The sequence below is a fragment of the Comamonas sp. UBA7840 genome (assembly GCF_002501455.1).
Lineage (GTDB): Bacteria > Pseudomonadota > Gammaproteobacteria > Burkholderiales > Burkholderiaceae_C > Comamonas > Comamonas jiangduensis.
Window position 1 is genome coordinate 155,312 of the sequence record NZ_DLTI01000023.1, and the last position, 17,033, is coordinate 172,344.

The 17,033-nt window shown below is 58.8% G+C and carries 14 protein-coding genes and 1 pseudogene; 6 read left to right on the top strand and 9 right to left on the bottom strand.

Annotated elements, in window-relative coordinates; genetic code table 11:
* Positions 1-16: 16 nt before the first annotated feature.
* Genes lptC through B3R00_RS08745 form a run of 3 tightly spaced genes read right to left on the bottom strand, consistent with a single transcriptional unit; the run spans position 17 to position 2,180 of the window.
* Positions 17-622, bottom strand: coding sequence for an LPS export ABC transporter periplasmic protein LptC (lptC, locus tag B3R00_RS08735; protein ID WP_286998674.1), 606 nt, complete (start codon positions 620-622; stop codon positions 17-19).
* A complete protein-coding gene (locus B3R00_RS08740; protein ID WP_286998675.1) occupies positions 619-1,179 on the bottom strand; it encodes a KdsC family phosphatase in 561 nt (186 codons plus the stop codon). The genes lptC and B3R00_RS08740 overlap by 4 nt, the downstream gene beginning before the upstream one ends.
* Positions 1,179-2,180 (bottom strand): KpsF/GutQ family sugar-phosphate isomerase, encoded by a 1,002-nt coding sequence (locus B3R00_RS08745; RefSeq protein ID WP_286998676.1) that lies wholly within the window; start codon positions 2,178-2,180, stop codon positions 1,179-1,181. The genes B3R00_RS08740 and B3R00_RS08745 overlap by 1 nt, the downstream gene beginning before the upstream one ends.
* A 297-nt stretch (positions 2,181-2,477) precedes the next feature.
* Here B3R00_RS08745 and B3R00_RS08750 point away from each other — a divergent pair, with 297 nt between their 5' ends.
* The 3 genes from B3R00_RS08750 to B3R00_RS08760 all read left to right on the top strand — a co-directional run bounded on the left by B3R00_RS08750 (position 2,478) and on the right by B3R00_RS08760 (position 6,269).
* Entirely contained in the window at positions 2,478-3,035 is a 558-nt protein-coding gene (locus B3R00_RS08750) for an adenine phosphoribosyltransferase (protein ID WP_286998677.1), read from the top strand.
* Between the two features lie 176 nt (positions 3,036-3,211).
* Complete coding sequence (locus tag B3R00_RS08755; RefSeq protein ID WP_286998678.1) at positions 3,212-4,258, top strand: DUF4105 domain-containing protein; 1,047 nt, start codon at positions 3,212-3,214, stop codon at positions 4,256-4,258.
* 73 nt (positions 4,259-4,331) lie between these two features.
* On the top strand, positions 4,332-6,269 hold the full coding sequence (locus tag B3R00_RS08760) for an esterase/lipase family protein (protein ID WP_286998679.1): 1,938 nt from the start codon (positions 4,332-4,334) through the stop codon (positions 6,267-6,269).
* Positions 6,270-6,366: 97 nt separating this feature from the next.
* Here the strand turns inward: B3R00_RS08760 and mnmE are convergent, their stop codons facing one another.
* From mnmE to rpmH, 5 genes are all read right to left on the bottom strand, one after another.
* Positions 6,367-7,794, bottom strand: a complete 1,428-nt coding sequence (mnmE, locus tag B3R00_RS08765; RefSeq protein ID WP_286998680.1) for a tRNA uridine-5-carboxymethylaminomethyl(34) synthesis GTPase MnmE — start codon at positions 7,792-7,794, stop codon at positions 6,367-6,369.
* Positions 7,795-8,020: 226 nt separating this feature from the next.
* Positions 8,021-9,748 (bottom strand): membrane protein insertase YidC, encoded by a 1,728-nt coding sequence (gene yidC / locus B3R00_RS08770; protein WP_286998681.1) that lies wholly within the window; start codon positions 9,746-9,748, stop codon positions 8,021-8,023.
* Entirely contained in the window at positions 9,745-10,017 is a 273-nt protein-coding gene (gene yidD, locus B3R00_RS08775) for a membrane protein insertion efficiency factor YidD (RefSeq protein ID WP_219163350.1), read from the bottom strand. Before yidD ends, yidC begins: the two co-directional genes overlap by 4 nt.
* Before the next feature lie 4 nt (positions 10,018-10,021).
* Positions 10,022-10,546 (bottom strand): ribonuclease P protein component, encoded by a 525-nt coding sequence (locus B3R00_RS08780; RefSeq protein ID WP_286998682.1) that lies wholly within the window; start codon positions 10,544-10,546, stop codon positions 10,022-10,024.
* 61 nt (positions 10,547-10,607) lie between these two features.
* Positions 10,608-10,742: a 50S ribosomal protein L34 gene (gene rpmH / locus B3R00_RS08785; protein WP_042412105.1), complete on the bottom strand. Its 135-nt coding sequence runs from the start codon at positions 10,740-10,742 to the stop codon at positions 10,608-10,610.
* Positions 10,743-11,089: 347 nt separating this feature from the next.
* Between rpmH and dnaA the strand changes: the two genes are divergently transcribed.
* From dnaA to gyrB, 3 genes are all read left to right on the top strand, one after another.
* Entirely contained in the window at positions 11,090-12,496 is a 1,407-nt protein-coding gene (dnaA, locus tag B3R00_RS08790) for a chromosomal replication initiator protein DnaA (RefSeq protein WP_286998683.1), read from the top strand.
* A 142-nt stretch (positions 12,497-12,638) separates the two neighbouring features.
* A complete protein-coding gene (dnaN, locus tag B3R00_RS08795) occupies positions 12,639-13,760 on the top strand; it encodes a DNA polymerase III subunit beta (protein ID WP_219163353.1) in 1,122 nt (373 codons plus the stop codon).
* Between the two features lie 159 nt (positions 13,761-13,919).
* Positions 13,920-16,490, top strand: coding sequence for a DNA topoisomerase (ATP-hydrolyzing) subunit B (gyrB, locus tag B3R00_RS08800; protein ID WP_286998684.1), 2,571 nt, complete (start codon positions 13,920-13,922; stop codon positions 16,488-16,490).
* Positions 16,491-16,839: 349 nt separating this feature from the next.
* Here the strand turns inward: gyrB and B3R00_RS08805 are convergent.
* A pseudogene (locus tag B3R00_RS08805) lies at positions 16,840-17,033 on the bottom strand (hypothetical protein); the annotation flags it as partial.

Consider the following 17,033-nt stretch of genomic DNA (forward strand, 5'->3'; position numbering starts at 1 on the left):
CACTTGGGATAAATGATTATTTATTTTTCCCAGGATAAATAATCCCTTTTACACGGCCATTTAATTCAATCACTTGGGATAAGTTATCGTATTGCATACGCTCGCCTGTGAATTGATTATTCCCACGTGTAATTTCCACCGGCAAATGTGAAACGACACGCTCCTCGTTGGTCCACGCATGCAAAAATTCTCCGCTATAGCGCGTGGTCAAGTTTGGTTGCTGAGGTTGTACACGCTCGACCTTGGCATTGCCCAACAGCTGTACCTCCGAAGAGTCAGAATTGCTGATACCACGATCGGCCGAGGTAGTGGTCACCATGCCGTTGAGCGCAATGCTACGGGTACGCACCTCGTCGACTTCCATGGTGTCTGTCTTCGGAAAATGGCGGGCTTGGGCTCCTGTCATCACGCTTTGCAAGCGCCCCTTTCCATCAAACTGGTGTACTGAGAATTTCTCCATGATGTAGTCTGGCGCATCCGACACCACCTGATCGACATTGCTTTGCAACGGCTTGGGGGCATTGCGCACCAGCCACCATGTACCCATGGCCAGCATGGCCATCAGCAACATGGGCAGATAGATGGAGGCTTGCTCCCACATACGCTGCAAAGTTTTTCTCATTGCTGATAAGTCTCCAACAATGCGCGGTAGCGCCCACTGGCAATCAAGAGCAAATCACACAACTGGCGTACCGCCCCTTGGCCTGCGGCCACATCGGTCACAAAGTCAGCAATCGCTAAATTTTCCGCATGCGCATTGCTGGGCGCGCAGGCGAATGCGCAGCGTTGCATCACAGGCAAATCCGGCCAGTCATCTCCCATCATCGCAGCTTGGCCCCATGTCAGGCCCAATTCATCAAGAATGGACTGCGCTGCAGGCACTTTGTCTTCTGTGCCATAGACCGCATGCTGCACCCCCAGTTGTTGCAACCGCAAACGCAAAGGCGCAGAATCTCGTCCCGTCACGATAGCCGGCACAATCCCCGCCTTTTGCAGCAGCTTGATGCCGTGTCCATCCAGTGTATGAAAGCGCTTGATGGCTTCGCCATGTTCCGTAAAGTGCAGCCCCCCATCGGTGAGCACCCCGTCTACATCCAAGAAGACCACTCGGATGGACTGCGCTTGCAGCAAGAGTTCTGGTGCAAAACGCACTGCAGGTGAAACAAAAGGCTTTGGCATCAGATCACCTTAGCAAGCATCAGGTCGCGGATGTGCACCATGCCTACCAAGCGAGACTGCGCGTCCACCACCAAGACCGAAGTAATCCCGTGCTGCTCCATCAACTGTGCTGCATCTACGGCCAAGGCTTCTTCAGAAATAGTGCGAGGGTGCTTGTGCATCAATGCGCCCGCAGTGGCATGCCGCAGATCGGTGCCATCCTCAATACGTCGGCGCAAATCACCATCCGTAAAAATGCCTTGTACGCGGCCTTCGGAGTCCACCACTGCACTCGCACCCATATTCTTGGCACTGATCTCGCGCATCAGGCGATCAAAACCATCTTCAGCCCGTACACGCGGCACGTCATCGCCGCTGCGCATCACGTCACGCACATGGGTCAGCAACCTGCGGCCCAGCGAGCCACCAGGGTGCGACAGTGCAAAATCTTCTGTTTTGAACCCTCTGGCATCCAGCAACGCCGTGGCCAATGCGTCACCAAGTGCCAGTTGTACTGTGGTGCTGGCTGTCGGCGCCAGGTTCAAAGGGCACGCTTCACGCTCCACACTGGTGTCCAGCACCCAGTCTGAATATTTGGCCAAACTCGATTGCAAGCCTCCCGTCATGCCTGCAATGCGCACTCCTTGGCGCTTGAGGGCGGGCAGCAACGACGTCAGCTCATTGCTTTCGCCACTGTTGGATATGGCCAGCACCAAGTCCTTGCTGGTCACCATGCCCAAGTCCCCATGGCTGGCTTCTGCAGGGTGCATAAAGAAGGCAGGAGTCCCTGTGGAAGCCAGCGTGGCGGCAATCTTGCACCCAATGTGACCGCTTTTTCCCATGCCCGTCACCACAACGCGACCTGGCGTTACCAGTATGGCCTGCACCACTTGCACAAAGCTCTCATCCAACCGCTGTGCCAAGGCTTGCAACGATTGAATCTCAATGGCCAAAGTTTCGCGCGCCATAGCCAGCGCTTGCGAAGCACCCAGAAGAGGTGGTGTGTGCATGGGGGTATTCATGGAGTAATTTTATCGAGGCCCGCAAGACCACTCTATGTCGCACGGACTCCTTCCTTGAAATAAAGGTGCTTGCCCGGTGTTGGCCACCGCTGCATTGATCGTACGCGGTGCAATCAATGCAGATAACAACAAACGCTGATTGATTGCTGTGCGCAACACATACGCAAATCTGGCGCTCTGATTACACTTTTGTCCATTAGCGGTATCTGGATCTGCAGCAGACCATGGTGCCTTCCGTCTTTGCAGCCCCCGCCTGCCAACGCAGGGCCTCAGCCTCACTTCTTTTGCCCCTCTGCCATGCACACGACCAGCGTCAACGACTATCTTCGCCAGCACATCCGCACCGTCTCTGATTGGCCCGCACCTGGCGTGCAGTTCCGAGACATCACCCCTTTGCTACAAGATCCCAAGGTTTTTCGCATTCTGATTGATGCGTTCGTGCACCGCTACATGGACACTGACATGCGCCCCGATGTCGTAGCAGGTCTGGATGCCCGCGGTTTCATTTTGGGCGCAGTGATTGCCTATGAATTGAACGTAGGTTTTGTGCCCATTCGCAAAAAAGGCAAGCTGCCCTTCACCACGGTGGAAGAGACCTACGAGCTGGAATACGGCAGCGCTACGGTGGAGTTGCACACCGATGCCGTCAAGCCCGGCGACAAGGTGCTGCTGATTGATGACTTGATCGCCACCGGCGGCACCATGATGGCTGGCAAAAAATTACTGGAAAAACTCGGCGCTACCGTCATGGAAGGCGCAGCCATCGTGGATTTGCCCGAGCTTGGAGGCTCCAAACTATTGCAAAACACTGGCAAGTTGCCGCTGTTTACATTGGTGGATTTTGAAGGCCACTGATCGCCTCACCTCTCCCCTGCAAGCCGGCCATGCCGGCTTTTTTGTTGCCCCCTGTTGACCAAACAGAATGCAAAAGATACACATCAACACAGCATCTATCATCTTGTCACGGCAAACTGCGCTTTTTTACACACTTACCCCTATCTCTCATGCCTCGAATACCACGCAACCACCTCATGCCTGTTTCGTCCAAATGGCAAACATGGTGCATGGCTGGCGCATGGCTCTTGGTCACCGCCCTGGGCCTGCTATGCGCTGCATGGGGTTGCATGGCATTGCTGGCGCAAGCGCCCCAGCGCTACAACATCGCAGCAGCCTTGACATTGGTCTGGGGGTTTGCCTGGCTGATTTTGTTTGGCTACGGCGCACTTCAGCAACGCGTCCTGCCCATCTTGGCTGGGGGCCTGGCCTTGATGCTCGGGTTGCTCATTTGGTGGGGCACGATTGATCCGCAGTCAGACCGTGAATGGGCCGCCGATGTGGCCCGGCTCGTGGCCATCGAAAGCGACAAGCACCAGCCCGATGTGGTGCATCTGCGCAATGTGCGTAACTTTACCTGGCGCAGCGATAGCGATTTCACCCCCCGCTGGGAAGACCGCAGCTACGACCTCTCACAGCTGTCAAGTGTTGATGTCGCCCTGTCGTATTGGATGGGGCCGGCCATTGCCCACACTTTGGTGTCCTTTGGTTTTGCCGATGGACAACACGTGGTGTTTTCCATCGAAATCCGCAAAGAGCAGCACGAGCAATTCGATGCGCTCGCAGGTTTTTTCAAGCAGTATGAAATGGCACTGGTGGCCGCCGATGAGCGCGATATCTTGGCTGTGCGAACGAATGTGCGCGGTGAGCAGGTGCACCTGTACCAGGTCAACATGTCGCAAGACAGCATGCGCGACCTGTTCATGGCCTATGCCCGCCAGGCCAGCCAGCTGGCGTTTGCCCCGCGTTTTTACAACACCCTCACGGCCAATTGCACCACCATCGTCTGGCAACTGGCGCGGCGTATTGGCCAAGCGCTGCCCACCGACTGGCGCTTGCTCGCCTCAGGCTATCTTCCCGAATATCTGCGCGATGTCGGGGGGCTGGCCTCCATGCAGCCGCTGGAGCTGCAACGCGCGCAAGGCAACATCACCCAGCGCGCCCAAACTTGGCAAGCACCAGCGCATGGCACAGATGCCGAGCGCAGTGCCGATTTTTCGCGCCATATCCGCCAGGGCATGTAAGGCCCCGCCTTGCACCCGGAGCGGCACCGGGCGTGTCAGCGCGGACACCGCCTGCGCTCTACACTCGCGGCCTATGACGTTGTTTTCGCGCTTTCGTTGGACATTTCCTCTGCTGGCAGCCCTGCTGACAGGCTGCGCAGGGGTCACTGTACAAACTGCAGACCCCGCCCACTACCTGGCCGAACGCCGCAGTGATGTGCTGACGTCGGGCGAGCTCAGCCCGGCCACCCAGGAATCGCTGCGCGTGCTGGATCTGGACCCCAAATCCTGCTTGGCCGATGTGCCCATGTGCCACTACACCCTGTCGTCTGCCACGGGCTTGTACGCCGAGCAGCGCATGGCTTCGTTGGCAGAGCTGTGGACGCTGCAGGCCCGCAAGGCCCAGCAAGCGCCCTCTTTGCCGGGCACACGCACCGCCGACGAAGTACAGGCGTGGCTGGAAGCCGCACGCCATGCCTGGGCCTACTTCTTCTTTACCGAACGCAAGCCCAGTGACCGCGCTTTTGAAGACCGCCAGATTCAGGTGCGTGACTATTACAACCATGCGGTGCAACAAGCCGTCACCGGCATGTTTGCCCTGCGGCAGCACAACGACACCGCCCAGATAGAGCGCTTTGGCAACTGGCACATCAGCACCGACTTTTCTGGGGTGTGGCTGCCCGCCAACAAAAGCATTCCGCAGGAGCTGATTCCGGCGACCTCGCTGCGCTTTTCGGGCCTGCGCAACCAGTACCGCCGCAACGGCTTTGGCGCAGAGCTGGTGGCCGTGTTTCAGGACAACGTACCATCTCACCCCGGCATTGCGATGGCCGCGGACAGTGCCATCGCCGGGCCACCGCAGGCCCCTTTCCAAGAATCGCTTTTCCCGGCCTTGACGGTGGTGCTGCGTTTTGCGGGCAACACCCTGCAAGAGGTGCTGTCGACCAACGTTGTGCAGTTGCAGGCGTTTGACCCCTACCGGGTGCGCCAGGTGGACATGGGCAACACCGCAGTGCCACTGGCGGGCAATTTTTCATCGGGCTACGGGCTGTGGCTGGCGCGCTCAGGGTTTTCCACCCAAGCGCTGCGCACCTTGGTGGGCTTGAGCAACGGGATTGTCAAACCCACCATCTACTTGATGCAGCCCTATGACCCCAACCGCCGCACCATCGTCATGCTGCATGGCCTGGCCAGCAGCCCGGAGGCCTGGATCAACGTGGCCAATGAGGTACTGGGCGATGAAACCCTGCGCCGCAACTACCAAATCTGGCAGGTTTACTACCCCACCAATGCCCCGCTGGCGCTGAACAACTACGCCATTCGCCAGGCGCTGCAACGCACGCTGCAGCACTTTGACCCGCAAGGCACGGCGCGGGCGTCGCACGACCTCACGCTGGTTGGGCACAGCATGGGCGGCGTGCTCGCGCGCTTGCTGGTCAGCAACACCGAGGGGCAAATGCTGGCTTCCGTCGAAAAGAGCGTCGGCGCACAAGCGGCCGATGACAAAGCGCTGCGCGCCAAGTTGCGCCCCTATCTGGAGTTTGAGGCCCTGCCCCAGGTCAGCAGCGCCATCTTTATTGCCGCCCCGCACCGCGGCACCGACTTTGCCAACCACCGCATTGCGCGCTGGGTGTCCAACCTCATCACCTTGCCGTTTTCCATGGTGGAGCAGTTTGGCGACATCACGCGCGCCATCGCCAATGCCTCGCCGCGCATTGGCAAGCAGTCGCTGCTGCGCATTCCCAACAGCATCGACAACCTCAGCGATACGGACGACTACGTGCGCCTGGCGGCCGACCTGCCGATTGCCCCCGGCGTGCGCTACCACTCCATCATTGGCAACTACACCCCCAACGTGCCGCTGCAAGCCAGCAGCGATGGCATCGTGCCGTACCGCAGCGCGCATTTGGACGGTGCCGCCTCAGAGCTGATCGTGCCGTTCAGCCACAGCGTGCAGGAACACCCACGTGCCATCGTGGAAATCCGCCGCATTTTGCACAACCAGCTGCTGCCACAAAACCAGAAAAAGTGATCAGCTAGCGCAAAAAGTAAAAGGACTTCAAAGCGTTTTTACTTTGAAGTCCTTTTTTCATAATCGTAAGGCGCTATGTTTTTATAAGTTCTGCGTTTTATTTCCCAATACAGAAGCTAGAAAAAATCACGCCCAGCAAGTCGTCGGAGGTGAATTCACCCGTGATGCTGTTCAGCGCCGTCTGCGCCAGGCGCAACTCTTCAGCCAGGATGTCCAGCGCCGGGCCAGGTACGTTGAGCTGGTCGTGCGCTTCTTGCAGATGCGCGCCCACGGCCTGCAGCGCTTCTACATGGCGCGCGCGGGCAATGTACAGGCCTTCGGCCGCCGACTGCCAACCCGCCACCTGCAGCAGGCGCTGGCGCACGGCGTCCAACCCCTCACCCGTGCGCGCCGACAGGCTCAGGCTTTGCTCCGTCCCCTTGCGGCCCACCAACGGCGCCAGCGGCTGCATCTGCGCACCGGGTGCGGCTAGGTCGGTCTTGTTCCACAGGTCGATGACGGGAATGTTCGGCGCAATCCGTGCGGCCAGCGTGTGCGCAATCTCCAGATCGTCGGTCACGTAACCGGCCTCGGCCATGCGCGAGAGGTCGTGCAGGAACAGCACGGCATCGGCGGCGGCAATCTCATCCCAGGCACGGGCAATGCCGATGCGCTCCACCTCGTCGTCGCTCTCGCGCAGACCGGCGGTGTCAATCACGTGCAGCGGCACACCGTCGATCTGGATGGTCTGCTGCACCTTGTCGCGCGTGGTGCCGGCGATCGGGGTAACGATGGCCAGCTCAGCCCCCGCCAGCGCGTTCAGCAGCGAGCTTTTGCCAGCATTGGGCTGGCCGGCGATCACCACCTTGATGCCTTCGCGCAGCAGCGCGCCCTGCTGGGTGCGCGCCAGCACCTGGCCCAGCTGGTCGCGCAGCGCATCCAGCTGGCCATAGGCATCGGCTTTTTGCAGGAAGTCGATTTCTTCCTCGGGGAAATCCAGCGTGGCCTCCACCAGCATGCGCAGGTGCACCAGCGCTTCGCGCAGCTCGCCAATCTCGCGCGAGAAGTCGCCTGACAGCGAGCGGCTGGCGCTGCGCGCCGCGGCCTCGGTGCTGGCGTCGATCAAATCGGCAATCGCCTCGGCCTGCGCCAGATCGATTTTGTCGTTCATGAAGGCACGCTGGGTGAACTCACCAGGCTCGGCCAGACGCAGGCTGGGCAGGCCATTGCCCTCTTGCGCGGCTTCCAGACAGCGCGCCAGCAGCAGTTGCAGCACCACAGGGCCACCGTGGGCCTGCAACTCCAGCACGTCTTCGCCGGTATAGCTGTTCGGGCCGGGAAAGTAGATGGCCAAGCCGTGGTCAATCGGCGCACCCTTGGCGTCTTTGAACGGCAGGTAAGTCGCTTCGCGCGGCTTCAGGTCTTTGCCCAGCAAGTGGCGCACAAAGCCCGCAATCTGCTTGCCCGATACGCGCACAATGCCCACGGCACCGCGCCCGGGGGCGGTGGCAATGGCAACGATGGGATCGGTTTGGCGCGCGAGCATGGCTTATATCCTTGGATGAACAACTGACTGCCCATGATAGCCACGGGCAAATACACACAGACTTCAAAAACAGGAGCGCTTGGCGTCTGCCAAAAAAGGCATTGCTGCACCAATCCTCGTCAAACGATGCATTGGCAAGCGCAAAGCGCTCTTGTTTTTAAAAAATTCTCTCTGGAAACATCAAAGGCCGCAGATGCGGCCTTTGAGGGATGGAGTAAGCCGCGGCTTACTTCTTCTTGGCTTTGACGTCTGTCACAGCAGCGTCGGCCTTCTTGAAGCTAGGCAGGTTGAACTGCGGTGGCACGCCCATGCGGGTGTTGATGACCCACTGCTGGGCAATCGACAAGATGTTGTTGGTCAGCCAGTACAGCACCAGACCAGCCGGGAACATGAAGAACATGACGCTGAAGATCAGGGGCATGAACCACATCATCTTGGCCTGCATCGGATCGGGTGGCACAGGGTTCAACGCGGTTTGCAGCAGCGAAGACAGGGTCATCAGCAGCGGCAGGATGAAGAAGGGGTCCTTGGCCGACAGGTCGGTGATCCACAAAATCCAGGGCGCGTGGCGGATTTCCACCGACGACAGCAGCACCCAGTACAGCGCGATGAACACGGGGATCTGGATCATGATGGGGAAGCAACCGCCCATGGGGTTGACCTTCTCCTCACGGTAGATACGCATCATCTCCTGCTGCATCTGCTGCGGGTTGCCCTTCAGGCGCTCACGCATCTCCATGATCTTGGGGTTGATGGCCTTCATCTTGGCCATCGAGGCGTAGGCCTTGGCGTTCAACCAGTAGAACAAGATCTTCAGGAACAGCACCAGACCGACGATGGACCAGCCCCAGTTGCCCAGGATGCCGTGGATTTTGTCCAGCAGCCAGTACAGGGGTTTGGCCAGGATGGTCAGCCAGCCGTAGTCCTTGACCAGCTCCAGGCCGGGGGCCAGGGCTTCCAGCGTTTTTTCCAGCTGCGGGCCGGCAAACAAGCGGGCGTCCAGCACCTTGGTTTCACCAGGCTGCAGCGTACCCACGGGGGTAATCATGCCGGCGGCGTACAGGTTGTCGCCCACCTTGCGCGCGTAGTTGTCGCGCTGGATGCCATCGCCCAGCAACCAGGCAGAGGCAAAGTAGTGCTGCACCATGGCGACGTAGCCGCTGGTGGCGGTCTTTTCAAACTCGGCCTTGTCCTTGTCGATGTTCTTGAACTCCACCTTCTGGTACTTGCCAGTGTCGGTATAGATCGCCGGGCCGGTAAAGGTGGAATAGAAGGCATTGCCGCCGTCCAGCGCATTGCCATCACGCAGCAGCTGCAGGTACAGCTGGGGGGTGATGGCGGCAGTGCCAGCGTTCACCACTTCGTGCTTCACGCCGATGTCGTAGGCACCACGCTTGAGCGTGAACGTCTTGACCAGTTTCACGCCGTCTTGCACGGGCGATTCAAAACGCACTTGCAACTCGTTGTCGCCGTCCTTGAGCGCACGCTCACCGGGCAGCACGTTCATCACGGTCTTGTGGTTGGGGTAGTTGCCACCAATCAGCCCCGTCTGGGCCATGTACACACGCTCGGCGCTTTCGTCGAACAGCACAAAGGGCTTGGACTTGTCGGCATCGCTGCCGTACTTGAGCAGCTCAGCGTGTACCAGCGCGCCGCCTTGGCCATCAAAGGTCAGGCGCATCACGTCGGTGGTGACGGTGATGGTTTCGCGGGCCACCGGAGCGGCTTCTGCCGCGCCGGGAACATCGCTGGCAGAAGCAGCAGGCGTTGCGGCCGTCAGGGCATCGGGCATATCGGCAGGCTGCTTGTCAGCAGGCGCTGTCGTTGCCACCGTCTTGGGCGCCGATGGGAAGAACGTGGCTTGTTTGCCATTGTGGATTTGCCATTGGTCCCACAGCAAAACCATGGAAAAGCCAAATATCACCCACAGGATGGTGCGGCGAATGTCGTTCATGAAGACTTCTTTGGTGAGGAAGAGGAGGTCAAACCGGTAAACAGCTTGGGCGCTTTGTCAGGCACAGGATCATGCCCGCCATCACACCACGGATGACAGCGTACCAGTCGCCGCAGTGTCAAATACGTGCCGGCCGCTGCGCCGTGCTGCTCTAAAGCCTTCAGAGAGTAGGCCGAACAGGTTGGTTCAAAACGGCAAGCAGAGCCCAGCCACGGACTCAAAAAAAAGCGATAGCCACGCACCAAGGCCATGAGCAGGGCTTTCACCATGGGCTTATCCCGCGCCTTCTAAAGCTGCGACAGAAGGCGGTGCAAGTTCGGCTGGCGCCACTGGCTTCGGGCTTTTACGCCGCGTGGCATGCGCCAAGAGTTGCTGCAATTCGGCACGCACAGCACGCTTGAGCGGCTCTGACGTCGCACTGATGAACTGCTTGCGGTCAAACCCGGCGCGCAGGCGCACCACATACGCCGCAGGCGGCAAAGCCTGTAGCGGGGCGTCAAATTCGCTGGCAACGGCATAAATCTGCCGCTTGATGGTGTGACGCGTTACTGAACGCTTGGCCCAGCGCTTGGGCACCAGCGCACCCAGCCACACTTGCGGTGCTTGGCACCCGGGCACGACAAACAGGGCCTGCGGTGCTTGCTCAGAGAGCGTTGCACCGGGCCCTGTTGGCTCAGCGTCCTTGACAACATCCGCACTGCTCAGCACCAAACGGTGCAGCGCAAAGTGCGGCGTCCGGGAAATGGTTCCCCCGGACATGGTTGCCTGAAATTGGGGGCGCGTTTGTAGCCGTTGCATCACAGCACACCCCGCCTGGTTGCAGGAGATGGTGTCAGGCAGTCGGCCAAGCGAGCCTGCCTTAGACGGCCAGACGCTTGCGGCCCTTGGCGCGACGTGCGTTGATCACGGCACGGCCGCCCTTGGTCTTCATGCGCACCAGGAAACCGTGGGTGCGAGCGCGCTTGGTCTTGGAGGGTTGGTATGTACGCTTCATGTTCGTTCCTTGAGAAGGTTCAGTTTTTTACTGGCCCATGCACTCCGCATGAGTGCACACTGCCCAAATTTCCCCCGCCAAGCATGCCTGCAAACGCAGCCGACCATTGGCCAGCTGCCGCAAATAAAAGCTTCGCGCGGGGCTTATCACCCTGAACACATTCAGGGAAACCCGAAATTATCTCAGTGTTACGCCCCTCTTGCAATGCCCCTCTAAACATGGGCCAAAATACACACCCTGTGAAACCGTGATGGAAAAGCGCCACAAATTTGTGGATAACTTTTTGAAAAGCTACAATCACAGCCCCATTCACGTTCCTCCTATCCACAAAAAGCGCACCCATTGAAATGACAGAGGAACCCTCCAACGATGCAGGTCTGGGCCTATGGCTTGCCTGCGTTGAGCAGCTCAGCCAAGACCTGCCCGAACAACAGTTCAACACCTGGATCAAGCCTTTGACCGCCGTCGTGGCCGAAGACTTTTCCAAGGTGACGGTATATGTGGCCAACCGCTTCAAGCTCGATTGGATACGCGCCCAGTACGCTGCCCGCATCTCGGGTTTGCTGGAAGATTTGTACGGCCACCCTGTTGCACTGGAGTTAGCACTCGCTCAGCGCGAAAGCGTTGTCAGAACCTATATTCGCCCCATGCAATCCGAGCGCAGCAGCCCCGCAGAGGCTCCTACGCTGATGCCTGTGAACGCGGGCTCTGGAGAGGCTGCCCCCCCCGCTTTTCGCAACCGCCTGAATGCCGCCCTGACGTTTGAAACACTGGTGGAAGGCACGGCCAACCGCATGGCACGCTCGGCGGCCATGCACGTAGCGGGATCACCGGGCCATCTGTACAACCCGCTGTTTATCTACGGCGGCGTCGGTCTGGGTAAAACCCACTTGGTGCACGCCGTGGGCAACCAGTTGCTCAAAGACAAGCCAGACGCCAAGGTTCTCTACATCCACGCTGAACAATTCGTTTCGGATGTGGTTAAAGCCTACCAGCGCCGCACATTTGACGAGTTCAAAGAGCGCTACCACTCGCTCGATCTTTTGTTGATCGATGACGTCCAGTTCTTTGCCAACAAAGACCGTACGCAGGAAGAGTTCTTCAACGCCTTTGAAGCGCTGCTGGCCAAAAAGAGCCACATCGTGATGACGTCAGACACCTATCCCAAGGGTCTGACCAACATCCACGAGCGCCTGGTCTCGCGCTTTGACTCGGGCCTGACGGTGGCGATCGAGCCGCCCGAGCTGGAAATGCGCGTGGCGATTCTGATTAACAAGGCACGCGCCGAGAACGCCGAAATGCCTGAAGAAGTTGCCTTCTTTGTGGCTAAAAACGTGCGCTCCAACGTGCGTGAGCTGGAAGGCGCGCTGCGCAAGATTCTTGCTTATTCGCGCTTTAACCAAAAGGAAGTCTCCATCCAGCTGGCGCGCGAGGCGCTGCGCGATCTGCTGTCGATTCAAAACCGCCAGATCAGCGTGGAGAACATCCAAAAAACCGTGGCCGACTACTACAAGATCAAGGTCGCCGACATGTACAGCAAGAAGCGCCCCGCGTCGATTGCCCGTCCGCGCCAGATCGCCATGTATTTGGCCAAGGAATTGACGCAAAAAAGTCTGCCGGAAATTGGCGAGCTGTTTGGCGGTCGCGACCACACCACGGTGCTGCACGCGGTGCGCAAGATTGCTGCCGAGCGCCAGCAGCTGACCGAGCTGAACCAGCAATTGCATGTGCTGGAGCAAACGCTCAAAGGTTGATCCAGATGCCGTGGGAATTTCCCCTCGCCCAGCCCCGCTTGACCGGGCAAAATGAGGGAGTTTGCGTAGCACGAGGGGGCGTTAAGGTTGCGCCGCTGCCCAAACTACAAAGAGACCCGAATCCTGAAACTCAGAGGTTGACATGATCGTCCTGAAAGCCACACAAGACAAAGTTCTCGCGGTCCTGCAATCGGTGTCCGGCATTGTTGAACGCCGCCACACCTTGCCTATTTTGGCGAACGTGCTGATCAAAAAGACCGGCAACGCCATCCAGCTCACCACCAGCGACCTGGAAATCCAAATCCGCACCACGGCCGAACTGGGCGGTGACACCGGTGACTTCGCCACCACCATCGGTGCGCGCAAGCTGATCGACATTTTGAAGACCATGCCCGGCGACCAGACCGTAGCCCTGGAGTCGCAGCAGTCCAAGATGATCTTGAAGGGCGGCAAGAGCCGCTTCACGCTGCAGACCCTGCCTGCCGAAGACTTCCCGCTGGTGCAGGAAGCCGCCAACTTTGGCCCCGCCTTCAGCGTGCCGCAAAAGGTGCTGAAAGACTTGATGGGCCAGGTCTCGTTTGCCATGGCCGTGCAAGACATCCGCTACTACCTGAACGGCATTTTATTTGTGGCCGAGGGCAACACGCTGAGCCTGGTGGCCACCGACGGCCACCGCCTGGCGTTTGCCAGCGCCGAGCTGGATGTGGACGTGGGCGAAAAGCAAGAAGTCATACTGCCGCGCAAGACCGTGCTGGAACTGCAGCGCCTGCTGTCCGACGTGGGCGGCGAGAACTCCCCCCGCATCGAGATGCAGTTTGCCAACAACCAGGCCAAGTTCACCTTTGCCGGCATGGAGTTCGTGACCAAGCTGGTCGAGGGCAAGTTCCCCGACTACAACCGCGTCATTCCGCGCAACCACCACAACAGCATCACGCTGGGCCGCGCGCCACTGCTGGCCTCGCTGCAGCGCACGGCCATCATGACCAGCGACAAGTTCAAGGGCGTGCGCCTGACGATTGAGCCAGGCACGCTGCGTGTGGCGTCCAACAACGCCGACCAGGAAGAAGCGGTGGACGAGCTGGACATCGACTACGGCGGCGACCTGATCGATATCGGTTTTAACGTGACTTACCTGCTGGACGTGCTGTCCAATATGTCGCAAGACATGGTCAAGATTGACCTGGCCGACAGCAACAGCTCCGCGCTGGTCACCATTCCCGGCAACGACAACTTCAAGTACGTCGTCATGCCCATGCGCATCTAACGTCTGACGGGTGCGCCCTGAGGGCAGGCGTGTTAGCCTGCCCTATTAAAAAAGTAGCTGCTAACGCTTGTTAGCAGTGCTTTTCACAACGAATTATTGGTATTTCCTAGGTAATACAAGCGCTCAAAGCTCTTGTTATTGCAGCAGCAAGGCAACTTCATGACCGACCAGATCCAGCCAGAAAACCAGAGCAACGCACCCGCAGACACGGGTTACGGCGAAGGCGCCATCCAAATTTTGGAAGGCCTGGAGGCCGTGCGCAAGCGCCCCGGTATGTACATTGGCGACACGTCCGATGGCACCGGCTTGCACCACCTGGTGTTCGAGGTGGTAGACAACTCCATCGACGAAGCACTGGCTGGCCACTGCGATGACATTCTGGTCACCATCCACGCCGATGGTTCGCTGTCAGTCATTGACAACGGCCGTGGCATTCCCACCGGCGTGAAGATGGACGACAAGCACGAGCCCAAGCGCTCGGCCGCTGAAATCGCGCTGACCGAGCTGCACGCGGGCGGCAAGTTCAACCAGAACAGCTACAAGGTCTCCGGCGGTCTGCACGGCGTGGGTGTGTCCTGCGTGAACGCGCTGTCCATCTGGCTGAAGCTGACCGTGCGCCGCGACGGCAAGGTGCATGAAATCGACTTTTCGCGCGGCTTTGTGCAAAACCGCCTGATAGAGGTGGTCGACGGCTTCGAGACCTCGCCCATGCGCGTCATCGGCGAGACCGACAAGCGCGGCACCAAGGTGCACTTTTTGCCCGACCAGGAAATCTTCAAAGAAAACTTCGAGTTCCGTTACGAAATTCTGGCCAAGCGCCTGCGCGAACTCTCGTTCCTGAATAACGGCGTGCGTATTCGCCTCAAGGACGAGCGCGACGGCAAGGAAGACGACTTCTCCGGCGCCGGCGGCGTCAAGGGCTTTGTCGAGTTCATCAACGGCGCCAAGAAGGTGCTGCACCCCACCACCTTCTACGCTACCGGCACACGCCCTGCGGACAGCTATGGCGGCATTCCCGGCACCGAAATCGGTGTGGAAGTGGCCATGCAGTGGAACGACAGCTATGCCGAACAGGTGCTGTGCTTCACCAACAACATCCCGCAGCGCGACGGCGGCACCCACCTGACCGGCCTGCGCGCAGCCATGACCCGCGTGATCGGCAAATACATTGCCGACCACGAACTGGCCAAGAAGGCCAAGGTTGAAGTCAGCGGTGACGACATGCGTGAAGGCCTGTGTGCCGTGCTGTCCGTGAAAGTGCCGGAGCCCAAATTCTCCAGCCAGACCAAGGACAAGCTGGTCAGCTCCGAAGTGCGCGCCCCCGTGGAAGACATCGTGGGTAAGCTGCTGACCGACTACCTGGAAGAAAACCCCAACGACGCCAAGATCCTGACCGGCAAGATCATCGAAGCCGCGCGCGCCCGTGAAGCCGCGCGCAAGGCCCGCGAAATGACGCGCCGCAAGGGTGTGCTGGACGGCATGGGCCTGCCCGGCAAGCTGGCCGACTGCCAGGAAAAAGACCCCGCGCTGTGCGAAATTTACATAGTGGAGGGTGACTCTGCCGGTGGCTCTGCCAAGCAGGGCCGCGACCGCAAGTTCCAAGCCATCCTGCCCCTGCGCGGCAAGATCTTGAACGTGGAAAAAGCCCGCTACGAAAAGCTGCTGTCCAGCCAGGAAATCATCACCCTGATTACGGCGCTGGGCACCGGCATTGGCAAGGTGAGCGCCGATTCGGGCAAGAGCAACTCGGACGACTACAACCCCGACAAGCTGCGCTACCACCGCATCATCATCATGACCGACGCGGACGTGGACGGTGCGCACATCCGCACGCTGCTGCTGACGTTCTTTTACCGCCAGATGCCCGAACTGGTCGAGCGCGGCCACATCTACATCGCTCAGCCACCGCTGTACAAGGTCAAGAATGGCAAGGAAGAGTTGTACCTCAAAGACGGCCCTGCGCTGAACAAGTACCTGCTCAAGATTGCGCTGAACCACGCCTCGGTGGCTACCGGTGGTGCCAATCCGCGGACCATTGAAGCGCAAGAGCTGTCCAAGCTGGCCGACATGCACCTGGCTGCCGAAACCGTGATTGAGCGTCTATCCAACTTCATGGACGCAGAAGCCCTGCGCGCGATTGCTGACGGCGTCAAGATCACGCTCGACTCCTTGGACGATGCCAAGGCCTGCGCCCCTATCCTGGAAGCCAAGCTGCGCGAGCTGACCACCACCGGCGTGCCTGCTGCAGTGACGGCCGAAATCGACCCGGTGAGCGAGAACCCCATCTTGCGCATCAGCCGCCACCACCACGGCAACATCAAGAGCTCCATCCTCACGCAAGACTTTGTGCGCAGCCAAGACTACGCCGCGCTGTCGGCAGAGGCCGAGCACTTTGCCGGGCTGCTGGCCGAAGGCGCCAAGGTCACCCGTGGCGAAGGCGAAAAGGCCAAGACCGAAAAAGTGAGCGACTTCCGCCAGGCCATGCAGTGGCTGATCAGTGAAGCCGAACGCACCACCGGCCGCCAGCGCTATAAGGGCCTGGGTGAAATGAACCCCGAGCAGCTGTGGGAAACCACCATGGACCCCAAAGTGCGCAGCCTGCTGCAGGTGCAAATTGGCGATGCTATCGAGGCCGACCGCGTGTTCACCATGCTGATGGGCGATGAAGTGGAACCCCGCCGCAATTTCATCGAAAACAATGCCCTGCGTGCTGGCAACATTGATGTCTAAACGTGTTGTAGGTGGATGGAATAACTGGGATTTTGGTAAGTAATAGCTGGGATTTTCATTTGATGGGAATCCCAAAGATTCACTATGACATCATCATTTCCTGACCAATAAAAAAGCCGCATAAAGCGGCTTTTTTATTGCAACTCACAACTGCTGCGATGGTCTGCGAAATCTAGATTAAATATTTCTCGCCTATGCGTGCAGTAGTTCGAACCTTTTCGACCACGTTGTATGAAGACCTAGACAACTGAATCCATAGGCGAAAGCAGGCATTAGGTCTGACCGGCAGCATGTCCATAGGCATGTCAAGTTGGAGTGGTTAAGTCGGACTGGAATCTGAATTTGGAGCTTATTTACGCGCAAGCCCCGCTGGAGGTGCTTTTCCAATGCGTTCGGTAACCGGTTTCATTTTTTTGATACCAGGCGTTGCTGCGTCCAAGGGTGGACCGAAGTCCTCCATGCGTATATCAAATACTGAAACCGCCAATTGATTACCGCCGTGCGAATGAGAAATAAGACGCAGGTGTTGATTTCCATCCAGAA